The organism is Achromobacter sp. 01N37, from assembly GCF_056399725.1.
Window position 1 is genome coordinate 457,280 of sequence record NZ_JBFTRX010000005.1, and the last position, 16,859, is coordinate 474,138.

At 63.3% G+C, this 16,859-nt stretch carries 19 protein-coding genes; 3 read left to right on the top strand and 16 right to left on the bottom strand.

What is annotated here, in order from left to right:
* Nucleotides 1–33: 33 nt before the first annotated feature.
* The 12 genes from AC1DSJ_RS13595 to AC1DSJ_RS13650 all read right to left on the bottom strand — a co-directional run bounded on the left by AC1DSJ_RS13595 (nt 34) and on the right by AC1DSJ_RS13650 (nt 10,842).
* Complete coding sequence (locus AC1DSJ_RS13595) at nt 34–1,509, bottom strand: DegQ family serine endoprotease (RefSeq protein WP_175169608.1); 1,476 nt, start codon at nt 1,507–1,509, stop codon at nt 34–36.
* Nucleotides 1,510–1,549: 40 nt separating this feature from the next.
* Nucleotides 1,550–2,629 (bottom strand): MucB/RseB C-terminal domain-containing protein, encoded by a 1,080-nt coding sequence (locus AC1DSJ_RS13600; protein ID WP_054424022.1) that lies wholly within the window; start codon nt 2,627–2,629, stop codon nt 1,550–1,552.
* Nucleotides 2,629–3,141 carry a sigma-E factor negative regulatory protein gene (locus tag AC1DSJ_RS13605; protein ID WP_054424024.1) on the bottom strand — a complete coding sequence of 171 codons (513 nt, stop codon included), beginning with the start codon at nt 3,139–3,141 and terminating at the stop codon, nt 2,629–2,631. Before AC1DSJ_RS13605 ends, AC1DSJ_RS13600 begins: the two co-directional genes overlap by 1 nt.
* A gap of 12 nt (nt 3,142–3,153) precedes the next feature.
* Nucleotides 3,154–3,753 (bottom strand): RNA polymerase sigma factor RpoE, encoded by a 600-nt coding sequence (gene rpoE, locus AC1DSJ_RS13610; RefSeq protein WP_006218045.1) that lies wholly within the window; start codon nt 3,751–3,753, stop codon nt 3,154–3,156.
* Nucleotides 3,754–4,245: 492 nt separating this feature from the next.
* Nucleotides 4,246–5,475 (bottom strand): beta-ketoacyl-ACP synthase II, encoded by a 1,230-nt coding sequence (fabF, locus tag AC1DSJ_RS13615; protein ID WP_175169606.1) that lies wholly within the window; start codon nt 5,473–5,475, stop codon nt 4,246–4,248.
* A 185-nt stretch (nt 5,476–5,660) separates the two neighbouring features.
* Nucleotides 5,661–5,900: an acyl carrier protein gene (acpP, locus tag AC1DSJ_RS13620; RefSeq protein WP_003813816.1), complete on the bottom strand. Its 240-nt coding sequence runs from the start codon at nt 5,898–5,900 to the stop codon at nt 5,661–5,663.
* Between the two features lie 214 nt (nt 5,901–6,114).
* Nucleotides 6,115–6,864: a 3-oxoacyl-ACP reductase FabG gene (gene fabG / locus AC1DSJ_RS13625; protein WP_054424028.1), complete on the bottom strand. Its 750-nt coding sequence runs from the start codon at nt 6,862–6,864 to the stop codon at nt 6,115–6,117.
* Between the two features lie 4 nt (nt 6,865–6,868).
* Nucleotides 6,869–7,804, bottom strand: a complete 936-nt coding sequence (gene fabD, locus AC1DSJ_RS13630; protein WP_054424031.1) for an ACP S-malonyltransferase — start codon at nt 7,802–7,804, stop codon at nt 6,869–6,871.
* A gap of 93 nt (nt 7,805–7,897) precedes the next feature.
* A complete protein-coding gene (locus tag AC1DSJ_RS13635) occupies nt 7,898–8,884 on the bottom strand; it encodes a beta-ketoacyl-ACP synthase III (RefSeq protein ID WP_054424033.1) in 987 nt (328 codons plus the stop codon).
* The gene (plsX, locus tag AC1DSJ_RS13640; protein ID WP_054424035.1) at nt 8,884–9,951 is read right to left on the bottom strand and encodes a phosphate acyltransferase PlsX; all 1,068 of its coding nucleotides are present in this window, start codon (nt 9,949–9,951) and stop codon (nt 8,884–8,886) included. Before plsX ends, AC1DSJ_RS13635 begins: the two co-directional genes overlap by 1 nt.
* Before the next feature lie 59 nt (nt 9,952–10,010).
* Nucleotides 10,011–10,193, bottom strand: a complete 183-nt coding sequence (gene rpmF / locus AC1DSJ_RS13645) for a 50S ribosomal protein L32 (RefSeq protein WP_006218037.1) — start codon at nt 10,191–10,193, stop codon at nt 10,011–10,013.
* 52 nt (nt 10,194–10,245) lie between these two features.
* Nucleotides 10,246–10,842, bottom strand: a complete 597-nt coding sequence (locus AC1DSJ_RS13650; protein WP_054424694.1) for a YceD family protein — start codon at nt 10,840–10,842, stop codon at nt 10,246–10,248.
* Nucleotides 10,843–10,961: 119 nt separating this feature from the next.
* Between AC1DSJ_RS13650 and AC1DSJ_RS13655 the strand changes: the two genes are divergently transcribed.
* Genes AC1DSJ_RS13655 through AC1DSJ_RS13665 form a run of 3 tightly spaced genes read left to right on the top strand, consistent with a single transcriptional unit; the run spans nt 10,962 to nt 13,059 of the window.
* Nucleotides 10,962–11,564: a Maf family nucleotide pyrophosphatase gene (locus AC1DSJ_RS13655; protein WP_427949052.1), complete on the top strand. Its 603-nt coding sequence runs from the start codon at nt 10,962–10,964 to the stop codon at nt 11,562–11,564.
* Nucleotides 11,561–12,271: an SAM-dependent methyltransferase gene (locus AC1DSJ_RS13660; RefSeq protein WP_346552279.1), complete on the top strand. Its 711-nt coding sequence runs from the start codon at nt 11,561–11,563 to the stop codon at nt 12,269–12,271. The genes AC1DSJ_RS13655 and AC1DSJ_RS13660 overlap by 4 nt, the downstream gene beginning before the upstream one ends.
* Before the next feature lie 2 nt (nt 12,272–12,273).
* Entirely contained in the window at nt 12,274–13,059 is a 786-nt protein-coding gene (locus tag AC1DSJ_RS13665; protein WP_476760326.1) for a peptidoglycan recognition protein family protein, read from the top strand.
* 26 nt (nt 13,060–13,085) lie between these two features.
* Here the strand turns inward: AC1DSJ_RS13665 and msrQ are convergent, their stop codons facing one another.
* The 4 genes from msrQ to AC1DSJ_RS13685 all read right to left on the bottom strand — a co-directional run bounded on the left by msrQ (nt 13,086) and on the right by AC1DSJ_RS13685 (nt 16,506).
* Nucleotides 13,086–13,733: a protein-methionine-sulfoxide reductase heme-binding subunit MsrQ gene (msrQ, locus tag AC1DSJ_RS13670; protein ID WP_342067120.1), complete on the bottom strand. Its 648-nt coding sequence runs from the start codon at nt 13,731–13,733 to the stop codon at nt 13,086–13,088.
* A gap of 8 nt (nt 13,734–13,741) precedes the next feature.
* On the bottom strand, nt 13,742–14,704 hold the full coding sequence (gene msrP / locus AC1DSJ_RS13675) for a protein-methionine-sulfoxide reductase catalytic subunit MsrP (RefSeq protein WP_054424696.1): 963 nt from the start codon (nt 14,702–14,704) through the stop codon (nt 13,742–13,744).
* A 171-nt stretch (nt 14,705–14,875) separates the two neighbouring features.
* Nucleotides 14,876–15,541 carry an HAD family hydrolase gene (locus AC1DSJ_RS13680; RefSeq protein WP_054424046.1) on the bottom strand — a complete coding sequence of 222 codons (666 nt, stop codon included), beginning with the start codon at nt 15,539–15,541 and terminating at the stop codon, nt 14,876–14,878.
* Between the two features lie 2 nt (nt 15,542–15,543).
* The gene (locus tag AC1DSJ_RS13685; RefSeq protein ID WP_175169603.1) at nt 15,544–16,506 is read right to left on the bottom strand and encodes an RluA family pseudouridine synthase; all 963 of its coding nucleotides are present in this window, start codon (nt 16,504–16,506) and stop codon (nt 15,544–15,546) included.
* Nucleotides 16,507–16,859: the final 353 nt, after the last annotated feature.

A 16,859-nucleotide genomic window follows, 5' to 3' on the forward strand; every position in this document is an offset into this window, starting at 1 on the left:
GCAAAAAGCCCCTGTCAGGGGCCTGTCGCCCTGTTACTTCGAGGCGGGCACTGCGACCCACTGCGTCTGATCGCCTCGGCGAACCAGCAACCCTGCGGCGCGCGTCTTATCCAGCTTGCCCACGAGCTCGGCGAACTGTTTGGCGCCGGTGACGTCAGTGTCGTTCAGAGCCAACACAATGTCGCCTTCCTGCAAGCCGGCCTTGCCTGCTGCGCCTTCAGCCACCTTGACCTGAACCCCGCCCTTGATGCGCAATTTCTTCTGCACATCGGCCGGCACATCCACCACGCCCAGACCCAGAGCGTTGGTCACTTCCGGCACCGGTGCGGGCTTCTTGCCAGCGGCGGCGGTCTTCTCGGTCGGGATTTCACCGACCTTGACCGACAGCGTCATGCTCTTGCCCTTGCGCCACACTTCCATGTCGGCTTTGGTGCCCGGCTTGGTCTCGCCCACGATACGCGGCAGGTCAGACCAGCGCTTGATCGGTTCATTGTTGAACTTGAGGATGACGTCGCCCGGCTGCACGCCAGCTTGCTCGGCGGGGCCTTCGGCTTCCACGCTGCTGACCAGCGCGCCTTCGGCCTTGGGCAGGCCAATGGCTTCGGCCACATCCTTGCCCACTTCACCGATCTGCACGCCCACACGGCCGCGCGTCACCTTGCCCGTGGCGCGCAATTGGTCCACCACACGCATGGCTTCGTCGATCGGGATTGCCAGCGAAATGCCCATGAAGCCGCCGCTGCGCGAGATGATCTGGGAATTGATGCCCACGACCTCGCCATCCAGGTTGATCAGCGGGCCGCCGGAGTTACCGGGGTTGACCGCTACGTCCGTCTGGATGAACGGCAGGTATTCACCGGTATCGCGGCCGATGGCGCTGACGATGCCCGACGTGACCGTGGAATCCAGGCCAAACGGCGAACCGATGGCCAGCACCCATTGGCCCTTCTTCAGCTTCTTGGGGTCGCCAATGACCAGCGGAATCATGTCCTTGGCTTCGATCTTGATCAGCGCCACATCCGTGCGCTCGTCCGTGCCGATGACCTTGGCCTTGAACTCGCGGCCGTCGGTCAGCGTGACGTAAATATCCGTGGCGTCGACCACCACGTGGTTGTTCGTCAGGATGTAGCCATCGTCGGACACGAAAAAGCCGGAACCCACGCCGCGCGGTACGGTGCGCTCTTCAGGTTGTGAAGGCTGCGGGCGCTGGCGGGGAGTGGGCGACTGGCCCGGGGGCTGCATGTCGGGGCCGAAGAACCAGCGGAACAGTTCATACGGGTCGGTGCCGTTGCCGCCAGGACCAGGGCCGCGCACGGGCACGGTGGCCGTCGTGCGGATGTTCACGACCGCGGGATCGGCCTTTTCAACAATGCCCGTGAAATCGGGCAACGCCACGGTCGGCGTCTGCGCGACCGAAGCGGGCACGTAGGCCGTGGACAGGAAAACCCCTGCCGCCACAGCCGCCAGAAAGCGCCGGAAAAAAGCGTTCGACACCGTCATTGCTTTCATAAGTAACTCCGAAATTGCTGCTTGCTGGCCGAGCCGCAGGTCACTTGGACCCCGCAGCCCCGGCCGCCGGCGCTGCTGCCGCAGGTGCGGCGGGCACATATTCTGTCGCTTCCGCCAACTGTTCCAGCGTCGCCACGGGCACTTCGCCCACGGCCGTCAACCAGAAGTCTGCGATGCGCGTGCCATAGACCGTAATGGAGCCGCGTTGGGCGGCGCCGTGCGGCGGATGATGACCGCGCTGGCTGTCGTAAGGCTCGATGAACACCGAGATTGCCGCCAACCCGTCGGACAAGACCATCTGGCTGACCGTTGCGCCGCGCCCCATCGAACGCGCCACCTGCATGATCACCTTGAAGCCCTTGGGCGCAGGAATGCGCCAGCCCTGGGCCATCAGGTCGACCGGCGTCATCGAAGGCTCAAGCACCTTCCAGTCGCGCGTGCTCCAGCGCGAGGTCAACAACTGCGGATCAACTTCCGAGCCCAGGCGCAACGACGTGAACGACACCTGCTCCACCACGCCACGCGCGGCGTTCAGCGTCTGCGCTTTCAGCAAGAGATTGGTTTCGACGTCGGCACAAAGGCGATAACCGTAGCGCAGCTTATCCAGCGGCTCGATCGTGATCAAGCGGCATTCGCGGCCTGCCACACGATGTAGCGCGGGTTCCGTACGGATCTTGTAGTGCTCGGAAAGATTGGCCGGATCGCCCAACAGCAAGCCGGGAAAGCGATCGCCGCGGCGACGCTCGATCAGCACGGTCTTGCGCTCGGGGATCAGGCACTGAACGTCTTCGTTATGACGCAGGTACTCGCGCGGCTGGCCGTCCAGAATCTCCAGACGCTCGCGCTCGCCGGTACCGTCCAAAACGTGCACCAGGCGCGACGATTGGATCATCTCGCCTTGCTGATACATGAACACGCCCGCGTAGTCCTGCTTGCGGGCGGCCTGTTGAATACGCGACAAGAGCTGAACGACGTCGTCCGTGGCCGGCGCCGGGTCAGCCGCGCGCGCAGGTTCGTGCGCGGCCAGAAAGGCGGTCAGCAGGGTTGCGGCGAACCAGCCAGCGCGGTGTGCGTGCCAGGAGGCGACGCGCGGCCAACGAGTTGGTAACACCACCGCCATCAACGCCCCGCTCCGACGTCGAACGAGACCTGACGCACGGCGCTGGGACCCGCCATCTGACGATGGGCCTCCAGGTAGTCGCGCAGACCCGAATCATCGGCGGAGGCAGAGGCGGGAGTGCCGCTGGCATCGGCCAGCACGCGCACTTCCGTGGCGGGCGTGCCCGTCAGGTAGGGCTGCGCGACCCAGGCGACCGTGGCAACGGCTGCCGCCACCGCCAGGCCGGACAGGCCAACGCGCAATGGCGAACGGCGCCGAGGCGCCGCCACGATAGGCAATTCAGCGTCGAGCGCTCGCGCCAGGCGCGACTGGAAAGCCGCGCTGGGCGTCAATGCCAGATCAGAATTACGTAGGGAATCACCGATCAAATGATAGGCGTCCCAGGTCTGACGTCCTTCCTTGGACAACAGACTGGGAAATATATCGTCGGAATCTTCTCCGTCCATCCAGGCGGAAACCGATTCCTCCCAGGAGGATTCGGTGATTTCAACGGACTTGGCTGCGGTTTGCATGACTGCCACTCCTTACCAGCGACGCTCGGCATCGGTGCCAAGCAATGGACGCAATTTGGTCGCAATGGCTTCTCGCGCACGAAAAATGCGGGAGCGCACCGTACCGATCGGGCAATCCATGCTCTGGGCGATGTCTTCGTAACTCATACCTTCGATTTCACGCAGGACAATTGCGGTGCGCAACTCTTCGGGCAATTCCTCGATCGCCGCGTTCACCGTCTCGGCGATTTCGCGGCTGGCAACCATGGATTCCGGCGTGCTTATATCGGTTAGGTTGTCGGTTTCGTTAAAAGTTTCACCGTCTTCCGTTTCTATCGCGTTGGGCGCGCTGGGACGCCGGCCTTGCGAGGCCAGCCAGTTGCGCGCCGTATTGATGGCGATACGGTACAGCCAGGTGTAGAAGGCGCTATCCCCCCGGAACTGGGGTAAGGCCCGATAGGCCTTGATGAACGCTTCCTGGGCCACGTCCTCGATTTCCGAGGGGTCGCGGATCATTCTGGCCAGCAGTCGGAGAATCTTGCGCTGGTACTTCAGCACCAGCAGATCGAATGCCTTTTTGTCGCCCCGCTGAACGCGCGCGACCAATTCTGCGTCGACTTCGCGTTCGCTCATGACGCCTCCTGCAGGCGTGCCGCCGTGCGCGCGCGCCGCGCCGTGCCCGTCAGCAGGCACAGACGCCGCCAGGACTCAGGTCGCAACGTCCGCTGCCAGACGGTGAGGGTAATGGTGCTATTTGTAAAGGCCGTACTCCCGGTGGGCAAAGGCTGCAAAGTGAGCGTCAGCCAGCGCGAGCCGCGCTGCTGATGCCGCAGCTCGGCATCTTGCCAGCCTTGCGGCAAACATACCTGCCAGCGTCCCGCTCCGGTCGCCGTGCGTAATGCCGATACCGGGGACGGGCCACTTCGTGCCGAGTGTAACAGCCCGGCGGGCATAAGCAGCAGCGCGATTATCGCGCCCGCTGCCCATGCCATGCCGTACCAGGACGCCACGGTCAGCACGGATGCTGCGGTGGCCGCGAGCGCCAGCGCGCAAAGCGTGCTGACGCGGCGCGGGCGCTCCACAGGCACCTGAAACGACCAGCGCCCTGCGTCGGAGCCTGCCAAATCAGACCCGGCGCACGGCCATGGAGCCGTTGGTGCCGCCGAAGCCGAACGAGTTGGACAGGCCGACCTCGATCTTCATCTGCCGCGCTTCATTCGCGCAGTAATCCAGATCGCATTCCGGATCTTGATTGAAGATGTTGATCGTGGGAGGCGAAACCTGGTTGTACACCGCCAACGTGGTGAACACGGCCTCGATGCCGCCGGCCGCGCCGAGCAAGTGCCCGGTCATGGACTTGGTCGAATTGACCACCAGCTTCTTGGCGTGATCGCCGAACGCCAGCTTCAGCGCTTCGGTTTCGTTCTTGTCACCCAGAGGCGTGGACGTGCCGTGTGCGTTGACATACTGAATGTCGTCGGCATTCAGGCCACCGTTGCGCAGCGCGTTGATGACGCCGCGGCGCGGGCCGTCCTTGTCCGGAGCCGTGATGTGGTGCGCGTCGGAGCTCATGCCATAACCGGCGAGCTCACCATAAATGCGCGCGCCACGCTTCTTGGCGTGTTCGTACTCTTCCAGCACCAGTACGCCTGCGCCTTCGCCCAGGACGAAACCGTCGCGGTCGCGATCCCAGGGACGCGAAGCCGTCTGAGGATCATCGTTACGGGTCGACAAGGCGCGCATGGCAGCGAAACCGCCAATGCCCAGCGGCGACACGGTCGACTCAGCGCCGCCTGCCACCATGACGTCCGCATCACCGTACTCAATGAGGCGAGCAGCGTCGCCGATGCAGTGCAGGCCGGTCGTGCAAGCCGACACAACAGCGTAGCTGGGGCCCTTCATGCCGTAGGCAATGGACAAATGACCGGAGATCAGGTTGATCAGCGAACCCGGCACGAAGAACGGAGAGATCCGTCGCGGACCCTTGGCCATATATTCGACCTGGGTTTCTTCGATGCGCGGCAAACCGCCGATACCGGAACCCACGATCACGCCAATGCGCTCGGCATTGGCTTCAGTGACTTCCAGGCCGCAATCGCGCCATGCCTGCATCCCGGCGGCCAGGCCGTAATGGATGAAGGTATCCATCTGGCGGGCTTCTTTGGACGAGATATAGGTGCTGATGTCGAAGTCTTTGACTTCGCCAGCAATATGCGTGGTGATGGCCGAGGGATCGAAACGGGTGATGCGGCTGATGCCAGAACGTCCGTTGACGATATTGTCCCAAGCGGTGGTCAGGTCGCTTCCTACGGGCGAAACGATACCAAGGCCAGTGATGACGACACGTCGCTTCACGGATGACTCCTCAAACAGACAAAAGAAAGGCGGCTTTCGGGATGCGCTGCTCGTGTGATCCACGCGAAAGCGGGTCGGGCTTTACAACGCCCTTCCCGCACGCGGACCACACGGCAAATTCCTGAAACCGCCCCGTTTCCTGATTGGCCCCGAAATTCGGGCAACCAGAAGGATATAGGCTGAGCTTACTGCTTACCGTGCGAATTGATGTAGTCAATCGCTTGTTGCACGGTCGTGATCTTTTCGGCCTCTTCGTCGGGGATCTCGGTCTCGAATTCGTCTTCGAGCGCCATGACCAGTTCGACCATGTCGAGCGAATCGGCACCGAGGTCGTCAAGGAAGGAGGATTCGTTCTTGATCTCGGCTTCGTTCACGCCAAGTTGTTCAGCGACGATCTTCTTGACGCGCTGTTCGATGCTTTCCATGCAGATCTCCAATTGGGAAAAATCCCGCGAATTATAGCCAAGCGTAGAGGAAAGCAACGCCTGGCCGTGACAAAAATAACACCGCGCACTGGATCTGTTGCCCGAGAGGGATCAGAAATACCGGTATGCGGCGCTTCCGGTGAATCACGCACAGCCCCGCCCGGAACCCGGTGGAGGCACGGCAGCCTGGGCCGCCTTGCGCGCAATTCGTGATTTATTGCATGTACATCCCGCCGTTGACGTGCAGGGTGGTGCCGGTAATGTAACCCGCTTGAGGCCCGGACAAAAAGGCCACCGCATGGGCGATGTCTTCGGGCGAACCCAAACGGCCCAGCGGAATCTGCTGCAGCAAGGCGGTGGTCTGGCTCTCAGCCAGCGCACGCGTCATGTCGGTGTCGATGAAACCCGGTGCGACGCAGTTCACGGTGATGTTGCGGCTACCCAACTCACGAGCCAGCGCGCGCGACATTCCTGACACGCCCGCCTTCGCGGCGGCGTAGTTGGCCTGGCCGGCGTTGCCGCTCGAGCCCACCACGGAAGTCACGTTGATGATGCGTCCCCAGCGGGCCTTCATCATGCTGCGCAACACGGCGCGCGACAGGCGGAACACCGACGTCAGGTTGGTATCCAGCACGGCCGACCAATCGTCGTCCTTCATGCGCATGGCGAGCGTGTCGCGAGTGATGCCGGCGTTGTTGACGAGGATGTGCGGACCACCGCCTTCCTTGCCCAGCGCGTCGATCAGGGCGTCGCAGGCTTCGGCGTCGGTCACGTTCAGCACCACGCCCCGGCCGCCAAACGGCGCCAGCGCTTCGGTGATGGCGGCCGCGCCCGATTCGGACGTGGCGGTGCCCACAACGGTTGCGCCGCGCGCAGCCAATTCCTGGGCGATGGCGCGGCCGATGCCGCGCGTGGCGCCGGTCACCAGCGCGATCTTGCCTTGCAGTTCGATCGAGTTATCCATGTCTTTAATTTCCGTTAACGACGGCCAACGCGGCTTCAAGCGAAGCGGGGTCGGTGATGGCCAGGCCGGTAAGTTCGGGGTCGATACGCTTGGTCAAACCGGCCAGCACCTTGCCGGGACCGCATTCGATGACGTGCGTGACGCCTTGCGCCTTCATGGCGCGCAGGGTTTCAACCCAGCGCACAGGATGCCACGCCTGGCGAACCAGCGCATCACGGATGGCGGCGGGGTCGGTGGGGGACGCCACGTCGACGTTATTGATGACTTGAATCTGGGGCGCCGACACCGTCACGCCGGCCAGCGCACCAGCCAGCACATCGGCGGCGGGCTTGAGCAGGCTGGAGTGGAACGGGGCGGACACGGGCAACAGCAGCGCGCGCTTGGCGCCCGCAGCCTTGGCCAGCTCGCAAGCGCGTTCGACGGCGGCCTTGTGGCCCGCGATCACAACCTGGGCGGGCGCATTGAAGTTCACGGCTTCGACCACTTCACCTTGCGCGGCGGCGGCGCACGCGGCACGCACAGCATCGTCGTCCAGACCCAGAATGGCGGCCATGGCGCCCGTGCCGACCGGCACTGCGGCTTGCATGGCGTCAGCGCGCACGCGCACGAGGCGCACGGCGTCTTCCAGCGCAAGCGCGCCGGCGGCCGTCAGCGCGGCGTATTCGCCCAGGCTGTGGCCGGCGACGACATCAGGCTTGCGGCCGCCCGCTGCGGACCAGGCGGCGTAGAACGCAGCACCTGCGGTCAGCATGGCGGGCTGAGTGTTCGTGGTCAGGTTGAGCTGTTCCACCGGCCCTTGGGCGATCAGCGCGCCCAAATCCTGCCCCAGCGCTTGCGAGGCACGGGCGACGGTATCGGTAACGGCGGAAACGTCCGACCAGGCATCCAGCATGCCGACAGCTTGCGAACCTTGGCCGGGAAAGACAAAAGCGATTTTCATGAGTGACCGGTTTGATTGATTCAGTATCTGTGAGGAATGTCAGGCGCGCTCTCCAGGCGGCGGCGCATTGCGCCGCGCAGCCCGGACGCGCCCTTACATGCGGGCGAGCACCGAGCCCCAGGTGAATCCGCCGCCCACGCCTTGCATCAGAATGAGCTGACCGGGTTTGACGCGGCCATCCCGGCGCGCGGCATCCAGGGCCAGCGGCACGCTGGCCGCAGAGGTGTTGGCGTGGCTATCAACGGTAATGACGACTTTTTCAACGGGCACGGCAAGCTTGCGCGCCAGGAAATTGAGGATGCGAACGTTGGCCTGATGCGGGATCAGCCAATCGACCTCGGCAAGCTCGACACCGGCTTCGGCGCAGGTATCGCGCGCCGAGCGGTCCAGCACCGTGACCGCCTGCTTGAACACCGCCTGGCCGTCCATGCGCAGGAACGGGTCGCCCGTGACGTCGCCATAGGCCACGTTGCCCGCGGCGCTCAGAATCTTCATCTGGCTGCCGTCGGCGTGCAATTGCGCGGCCATGATGCCGGGCGTGTCGGAGGCTTTCAGCACCACCGCGCCCGCACCGTCACCGAACAGCACGCAGGTGCTGCGATCGTTCCAGTCCAGGATGCGCGAAAACACTTCCGCGCCGATCACCAGCGCACAACGGGCACGGCCCGCGCGGATGAAGCTGTCAGCGGTAGTCAGCGCATAGACGAAGCCGCTGCACACGGCTTGCACGTCGAACGCGGCGGAACCCTTGGCGCCCAGGTTGGCCTGCACCAGGCAAGCCGTGCTGGGAAAGACGAAATCGGGGGTAGACGTGGCGACGATGATCAGGTCGATGTCGGACGCTTCAACGCCCGCATCGGCCAGCGCGCGGCGCGAGGCTTCGGTGGCGAGCTGGCTGGTCGTGACGCCACGCTCGGCAAGGTGGCGCTGACGGATGCCCGTGCGCTCGACGATCCATTCATCGGACGTGGCGATATCGCGCGTCGCCAGTTCCGCTGCCAGTTCGTCATTCGAAACCACGCGTTCCGGCAGGAAGCTGCCGGTGCCCGCGATCACGGAATATTTCATTGCGGTATCCATCAAGCGGTGTCCCCAGCCACGTTCTGCGAGGGCGTTGCGACGCCCTCTTCTGATTGAACGCGCTTGGTAATCTGAGCGACCGTCTGAGCGGTGCGCTCCAGCAGTTTACTCACTACAGCTTCGCGAGCTCGTTGCAACGCAAAACCGTAGGCGTAGACATCCGCGGAACCGTGGCTCTTGATGACCACGCCGCGCAAACCCAACAACGCGGCGCCATTGTAGCGACGGTTGTCGACGCGATTGCGCAGACGGTTGAGCACCGGCTTGGCGATGGCGCCGGCCAGCAGGGTAAAGATGTTGCGTTTGAACTCTTCGCGAATGATGCTGGACAGCATCTTCGCCAGCCCTTCAACGGACTTGAGCACAACGTTGCCGACGAAACCGTCGCAAACGACGACGTCGACCGTGCCCTTGAAGATGTCATTGCCTTCCACGTTGCCGTAGAAATTCAAGGGGCTGCCGCGCAGAAGCTCTGCCGCTTCTTTGACGACTTCATTGCCCTTGATGACTTCTTCGCCGATGTTGAGCAAGCCCACAGTGGGGTTCTCACGATGGTCCACCGCCTGCGAGAGTGCGGCGCCCATGATGGCGAATTGCAGTAGGTGCTCGGCCGAACAGTCCACATTCGCGCCCAGGTCCAGCACCGTGGTGGCGCGGCCCGTCTGGTTCGGAATGGACGTGGCGATCGCGGGGCGGTCAATGCCGTCCAGCGTCTTGAGCACGTAGCGTGAAATGGCCATCCACGCACCGGTATTGCCCGCGGAAACGCAGGCGTCGGCGCGCCCGTCCTTGACGGACTGGGCGGCCAGGCGCATGGAGGAGTCTTTTTTGCGGCGCAGGGCGACCTCAACCGGGTCGTCCATGGTGACGACTTCAGAAGCCGCCACGATTTCCATACGATCGCGCGCCACGTCGCGGTGCTCAGAGAGCGCCGCTTCGATAGCGTCGGGAAGCCCGACCAGCAACAGCCGGGTATCCGGAAATTGCCGGGCGAACTCGATCGCAGCCGGAATCGTGACGGGCAGACCGAAGTCTCCGCCCATACAGTCTATGGCGATGCGTATCACGGGTGCCAGGTATCAGCGCGTAGCCGAATTGGTCCGAGTACGAGTTCGGCCCGGGGGCCTTATTCGTCGGCCTTGGTCTTCAGGACCTTGCGGCCACGGTAAAAGCCATTGGGGCTGATGTGGTGACGCAGGTGCGTTTCACCGGTGTTCGGCTCGATGGCGGTCGACGGAGCAACCAGAAAATCGTGCGAACGGTGCATACCGCGCTTGGAGGGGGACTTCTTGTTTTGTTGAACGGCCATGATGACTCCTAGAAACGGGGCGCATTGTACGCGATGCGGCCCGATGTTGATCTCAATCTTTGTGCTTCAGTTGTTCCAGCACCGCAAACGGCGACGGACGCTTGACAGCGGGCTCTTCAGGAGCTTCGCTGACTTTGGCCTGCGCGCCCGGGCATACATCATGCTTGGGCACATACGGAACGCTCAGAATGAGCTCATCTTCAATCTGGGCCAGCAGATCAAAATGATGTGAACCCACCACCTTTTCAGGTTGGCTGGACACAAAACCATTTCCTTCTTCGTCTTCATCGTCCTCGCGGGAATAACCATCGGTTTGATCACCGTTGGTGAAACCATCATCGAGATCAGCTTCAGACTTAACCAGCTGCAACAGGACATCGCTATCGACCGGATACACGAACGGCACATTGCACCGCTGGCACACCAGCACCGGGTTCGCTTGCACGTGAACGTGCAGCAAGGGCCGGCCAAGCATCAAACCAGATTTGCCCACCTCACCCCGCACGGACCAAGTCACAAGCCCGGCGTCGCCCAGCGGTTGTTCGGGTAACCCTTCAACCGCGCGCGAAAACCGCACAAGAGGTATGGTGCCATGCGCTTCCTTGCCACTATGGGCAAATGCGAATGCATCGATGCGCTTAATGATCAGTCCTTTGCAGATGTCCTCTGCATTCACGGGTTGCGCCACGTGCCCAGAGGCTCTTTGGTGCAAAAATCCCGCAAAACGTTAGATAATACTGCGACTTACGCTTAACCGTCAAATACCGCATGCCTTCCAAGCCTAGCCTGATCCTCGCGTCCAGCTCGCGTTACCGCAAAGAATTGCTGTCGCGCCTGCGACTGCCCTTTTCGACCATTTCACCCGATGTAGACGAAACGCCACACCCGGGGGAAACGCCCGCGGCGCTGGCATTGCGCCTGTCGGTTGCGAAGGCCATGGCGGTTGCCGCCAAGCACCCGGGCAGCCTTGTGATCGGGTCGGATCAGGTCGCCACCGTGGACGGCGCACCGATCGGCAAACCGGGGGATTTCCTTCGCGCCCACGCGCAATTGCGCGCCCTGTCGGGTCAAACCGTGGAATTTCACAGCGCACTGGCCGTGACGGATGGCCAGCGCGTTGAAAAAGCAGACATCATCACGCGCTGCCGCTTCCGCCAACTGTCGGATCACGCTATCGACGCCTACCTGCGGGCCGAAGAACCTTACGATACTGCAGGCAGCGCCAAGGCGGAAAGCCTAGGCATCGCGCTGATGGAGAGCATCCAGAGCGACGATCCGACCGCCATTATCGGCCTGCCGCTGATCGAACTCACCCGCATGCTGGGCTTGTTCGGGCTGGACCCGCTGGACGCACCGGGCGCGCCGGCATGAGCGGCACGCTGCACCTGATTCCCGTCAGCCTGGGTGACGCGCCGGCCGAACGCTGGCTGCCCGCTGAAGTTCGCGCATTGGCCGGACGGCTGGACACCTACATCGCCGAAAACGCCAAGACGGCTCGCGCCTTCCTGAAGCTGATCGGCACCACCCGGCCGCTGCAGGAAATCACCATCCACACGCTGACCGACAAGGTGGACGCCGCCCAGATCAAGACCTGGCTTACCCCCATCAAGCAAGGCGCGGAAATCGGACTGGTTTCCGAAGCCGGCTGCCCGGCCGTGGCGGACCCCGGCGCCAAGGTCGTGGACGCTGCCCATCGGCTGGGCATCACCGTCAAGCCCTGGGTTGGCCCCTCTTCCATTCTGTTGGGCCTGATGGCCAGCGGCCTGGACGGCCAGCGCTTCGCCTTCCACGGCTACGCGCCCGTCGATCCGGGCGAGCGCGCCAAGCAGCTGAAAGCCTGGGAACAGCACTCTGCCAAGCACAACCAGACCCAACTGCTGATCGAAACGCCGTATCGCAACGCCGCCATGTTCGCGACGCTCCTGGCCAGCCTGAAGGGCGACACCAAGCTGTGCGTGGCGCGCTCGGTTACGACAGCCGATGAATGGGTCGTGACGCACACGGTGGCCGACTGGAAGAAGCTGCCCGCCCCGCAACTGGACAAGCTGCCCACGCTGTTCCTCTACCTGGCCCGCTGACCATGTTCCGCCTTATCACCACCCTGCTGGCGACAGCAGTGCTGGCCGGCTGCGCCACACGCGGCCCGGCCGGACTGGACCTGGACACCTCGGTCACCGCCGTCAGCCAGGCCAGCCGCGTGCGCAGCGTCGTTGTGCACTACACCACGGTCGACGACGCGACCTCGATGAAACTGCTGTCGCGCGGCAAGGTCAGCGCGCACTATCTCATCAACGATGCCGGGCGCGCCTATCGGCTGGTCGATGAAAACCGGGCTGCCTGGCATGCCGGCGCCAGCTCCTGGTACGGCAACATTGCGATGAACAGCACGTCCATCGGCATCGAAATCGTGAACCCCGGCTGGACGGAAGGCCCGGACGGCAAACCCGTCTGGCACGCCTACAACGACCGTCAGGTGYGGGCGCTGACGATACTGCTGCGCGACATCATCCAACGCCACGGCATCGCCCCCGAGAACGTTGTGGGCCATAGCGATATCGCGCCGCAGCGCAAGGTTGATCCTGGCCCGCTGTTCCCGTGGAAAACGCTGGCCGCAGCCGGCATTGGACGCTGGTACGACGAAACCGGCGCAGCCGAGCATCTGACGCGCCTGCAAGCGCAAGGCGTGCCGGAAGTGGCCTGGTTCCAAGCGCAATTGCAGCGCCTGGGTTACACCAGCCCGCAAAATGGCGTGCTGGACCCGGCCACCATCAACACGCTGGCGGCATTCCAGATGCACTACCGCCCGGCGCGATACGATGGCCAGCCCGACGCGGAAACCGCTGCGATCATGTTGGCGATTCCGTAGGGAACGGCGAAGCAGGCTGGCGAACGTCAGCTCCTGCGCCGCCACCACGCCACGATCCGCCAGCCCAGCAGCAAGGCCAGCACCGCCGCATACAGGGCGGGCTGCGCCAGATCGTTCTTGCCTGCCTTGTGCCACCAGTAATGCAGCACCGCCAACAGGCCGATGGCGTAAATGGCACGGTGCAGCTGCTGCCAGCGTTTGCCCAGCTTGCGCATGGCCCACTGCGTGGAGGTCGCGGCCAGGGCAGTCATCAACACGAACGCCGCAAATCCCACCGTGATGAAGGGGCGTTCGCCGATGTCTTGCAGCATGGCGGCCGGGTCCAACCCGCGATCCCACCAGACCCAGGCCGTGAAATGCATGGCGCCGTAGAAGAACGCAAACAAGCCGCACATGCGGCGCAGGCGCACCAAGGCGGGCTGTCCGGTCAGGCGGCGCAACGGGGTGATCGCCAGGGTGACCAGCAGGCAGACTAGCGTCCACGTGCCGGACGACCGGGTCAGAAACTCAACCGGGTTCGCAGTCAGGCCGTTATTCACGCCCAACCAGATCCAGCGCGCGAACGGCGCCAGGCCCAAGAGAAACAAGACAGGCTTGAACCGCCCCACCGTCTTGGCGGACAACTGTGTCTTGCGCGGCGGCGCCACCGAAGACTGCGTTGAAACGTCAGGCATGAGCGCGCTCAGTAGTTCGCTTTCAGGTCCATGCCCTGATAGAGCGACGCCACTTGCTCGCCATAGCCGTTGAACATCAAGGTCTTGCGCTTGGGGCTGAACAAGCCGTCTTCGCCGATGCGGCGTTCCGTGGCCTGGCTCCAGCGCGGGTGCGGGACGTTGGGGTTCACGTTGGCGTAGAAACCATATTCCTGCGGCGCGGCCTTGATCCAGGACGACACCGGGAGCTTTTCCACCAGGCGGATCTTCACCAAGGACTTGGCCGACTTGAAGCCGTATTTCCACGGCACGGCCAAGCGCAGCGGCGCCCCGTTCTGATTGGGCAGCACCTTGCCATAAAGGCCGAACACCAGCATGGCCAGCGGATTCATGGCTTCGTCGATGCGCAGGCCTTCCACGTAGGGCCATTCCAGGATGGCGGCGCGCACGCCCGGCATGTTCTCGCGCTGCACGGCCGTGACGAATTCAACATACTTGGCGTTGCCGGTGGGTTCGACCTGTTTGAGCAGTTCCGATACCGAATAGCCCACCCACGGAATCACCATGGACCAGCCTTCCACGCAGCGCAGGCGATAGACCCGCTCTTCCATGGGCGCCAGTTTCAGCAGTTCTTCGATGGTAAAGGTGCGCGGCTTGGCGACCTCGCCCTCGACGGTGACCGTCCAAGGGCGCGTCTGCAACTTGCCGGCATTGGCGGCAGGGTCGCCCTTGTCGACGCCAAATTCGTAGTAGTTGTTGTAGGACGTGACGTCGGCAAGCGACGTCTGTTTGTCCATGACGCTGAGCGAGCCGTTCGGCTTGGCTGGCAGCGCACCGGCCTCTTGTGCGAACGCACTCCGGGTTGCCCAACCCGGCAAACCGACGGCGGCGGCGGTCAGCCCGGCGCGCAGCATCAGGTCGCGGCGCGAGCGCCAGACGGCCTCGTCAGTAATTTCGGACGGAAGAATATCGTCGGGCTTGCGTATCAACATCATGGTCTCCGGTTCGGCGCCAGCCAGCCATGGCCGCACCCAGCGCATGTCATAGACGTTGCGCGGTCCCATGATATTCCGCGGCGGCACGCCTGCGGATAGGAACTTTCAGATTGACCTTTGGCGTTGCCGGACGTTCCCGTCCGGCAACGCAACGATCAGTATGGCCGGTCAGACGCTGGCGGTTACGCGCGGCAGCAACCAATCGCGCACGAGCGGCACGCTATCCAGCACCGCCTGCGGCGCACAACCTTGAAGTTCCTTCAGGGTGTGAGCACCGTACGTCACGCCCAACCCATGCACCCCCGCATTGACCGCCATCTGCAAGTCATGCGAGGTATCGCCCACCATCACGACGCGATCGGGGTCCACATCCAATTCCTGCATCAGTTCATGCAGCATCGCGGGGTGCGGCTTGCTGAAGGTTTCATCAGCGGTACGGGTCGCATCAAACAAGGGGCCCAGGCCGGTCGCTGCCAGCGCACGCGTCAAGCCAACGCGGCTCTTGCCCGTGGCAACAGCCAGCCGGACGTTCTGGCCGGCCAATTCGGCCAGCAATTCGGGAATGCCGTCAAACAGCCGCAGTTCCGGATCGCGCAGCAGGTAGTGAGTGCGATAGCGCTCCAGGAAGCGCGGCATCATGGCCTGCGTCAATTCCGGCACGGCACGGCGCAAGGCGCTTTCCAGGGACAGACCAATGACCCAACTGGCCTCGGACGCCGACGGCACCGCCAACTCCAGATCGCGGCACGCGCCCTGAATGGCGGCCACGATGCTGTGCGTGGAATCCATCAAGGTGCCATCCCAGTCAAAAACGACCAGCGAATACGACGACATAATCAGACCGACTCCAGTTTTTTCAGTATTTGCCGGCACGCGGGGGGCAATTCGGCGGTAAGGGTCAGGGGCTCGCCCGTCACCGGGTGGGCCAGCGTCAATTGATGGGCGTGCAGGAACATCCGGCCGAATCCCATGCGGGAGAACTCCGCGCGCACGTCATCATGACCGTACTTGTCATCGCCCACGATGGGAAAGCCGCTGGCCGCCAGGTGAACGCGGATCTGGTGGGTACGGCCCGTACGCAGCTCGGCGTCAACCAGGCTGTAACCGCCGAAGCGCTGCTTCAGCGTGATGATGGTGTGCGCCGTCTGGCCGTCCGGGTCCACCTTGACGCGGCGCTCGCCGGATTGGGTGGTCCACTTGGACAGGCTTAGCTTGATGTGCTGGCGGTCATTGACCCAGTCGCCCTCAACCAGGGCCAGATAGTGCTTGTCGCCCTTGCCTTCGCGCAGCATGGCGTGCAGGGCCAGCAGCGCGCTGCGCTTCTTGGCCACCATGAGCAGACCCGAGGTCTCGCGATCCAGCCGGTGCACCAGTTCCAGGAACTTGGCGTCGGGCCGGGCCGCGCGCAATTGCTCGATGACGCCGAAGGACACGCCGCTGCCGCCGTGCACCGCCACGCCCGCCGGCTTATCCACAACCAGCAGCGCATCGTCTTCAAATACCACCGGGAATTCCGCGCCAGGCACGGGCCGGGGCTTGCCGGGGTCGGGCAGCCGCAAGGGCGGAATACGCACGATATCGCCCGCGGCGATGCGGTAGTCGACCGAGATGCGTCCCTTGTTTACACGCACTTCGCCGCCACGGATGGCTTTGTAGATATGTGTTTTGGGGACGCCCTTGCACAGGCGCATCAGGAAGTTATCCAGACGCTGGCCAGCTTGCTCGGCATCGACCTCCACCATGCGGACGGCGGGGGGGGCTTTAGAGGGGGATATGGGGGAGGAAGTTTCTTTGCGCATTGCGGAAAGCGACATATAATCGGGACAGCCTTAAGGGGCTGAACTAGCCGCCTGGCGTAGAGATGCAAACAAGTACGCAACTCCGTCGAGCGCGCGGGCCGCTATTGTACTGCCTGCTGATTCAACCCCTGGGTCTCTTGGTCGCCGGCGCAACCGCGCCCTGCCGGATAGTGGTGTGGCATTCACTTTGCCCGCTGTCCCAGCAGGTCCGTTGCATGCCGCAAGCGGCTCTGAAGCACTGCAAGAATCGTCGCATATTTAAAGCACCAGCTGCGTGTAGGCAACCAATCCGACCGCAACTGCCGTTCACAGCAATTTTTCCGTCAAACCACATTCAGTGAAGCTGACCCTCC

Bases quoted from the DNA above. Each gene is read 5' to 3' on its own strand.
- AC1DSJ_RS13595 (WP_175169608.1), bottom strand. From the start codon at position 1,509: ATGAAAGCAATGACGGTGTCGAACGCTTTTTTCCGGCGCTTTCTGGCG.
- AC1DSJ_RS13600 (WP_054424022.1), bottom strand. From the start codon at position 2,629: ATGGCGGTGGTGTTACCAACTCGTTGGCCGCGCGTCGCCTCCTGGCAC.
- AC1DSJ_RS13605 (WP_054424024.1), bottom strand. From the start codon at position 3,141: ATGCAAACCGCAGCCAAGTCCGTTGAAATCACCGAATCCTCCTGGGAG.
- rpoE (WP_006218045.1), bottom strand. From the start codon at position 3,753: ATGAGCGAACGCGAAGTCGACGCAGAATTGGTCGCGCGCGTTCAGCGG.
- acpP (WP_003813816.1), bottom strand. From the start codon at position 5,900: ATGGAAAGCATCGAACAGCGCGTCAAGAAGATCGTCGCTGAACAACTT.
- fabG (WP_054424028.1), bottom strand. From the start codon at position 6,864: ATGGATAACTCGATCGAACTGCAAGGCAAGATCGCGCTGGTGACCGGC.
- fabD (WP_054424031.1), bottom strand. From the start codon at position 7,804: ATGAAAATCGCTTTTGTCTTTCCCGGCCAAGGTTCGCAAGCTGTCGGC.
- AC1DSJ_RS13635 (WP_054424033.1), bottom strand. From the start codon at position 8,884: ATGGATACCGCAATGAAATATTCCGTGATCGCGGGCACCGGCAGCTTC.
- rpmF (WP_006218037.1), bottom strand. From the start codon at position 10,193: ATGGCCGTTCAACAAAACAAGAAGTCCCCCTCCAAGCGCGGTATGCAC.
- AC1DSJ_RS13655 (WP_427949052.1), top strand. From the start codon at position 10,962: ATGCCTTCCAAGCCTAGCCTGATCCTCGCGTCCAGCTCGCGTTACCGC.
- AC1DSJ_RS13660 (WP_346552279.1), top strand. From the start codon at position 11,561: ATGAGCGGCACGCTGCACCTGATTCCCGTCAGCCTGGGTGACGCGCCG.
- msrQ (WP_342067120.1), bottom strand. From the start codon at position 13,733: ATGCCTGACGTTTCAACGCAGTCTTCGGTGGCGCCGCCGCGCAAGACA.
- msrP (WP_054424696.1), bottom strand. From the start codon at position 14,704: ATGTTGATACGCAAGCCCGACGATATTCTTCCGTCCGAAATTACTGAC.
- AC1DSJ_RS13680 (WP_054424046.1), bottom strand. From the start codon at position 15,541: ATGTCGTCGTATTCGCTGGTCGTTTTTGACTGGGATGGCACCTTGATG.
- AC1DSJ_RS13685 (WP_175169603.1), bottom strand. From the start codon at position 16,506: ATGCGCAAAGAAACTTCCTCCCCCATATCCCCCTCTAAAGCCCCCCCC.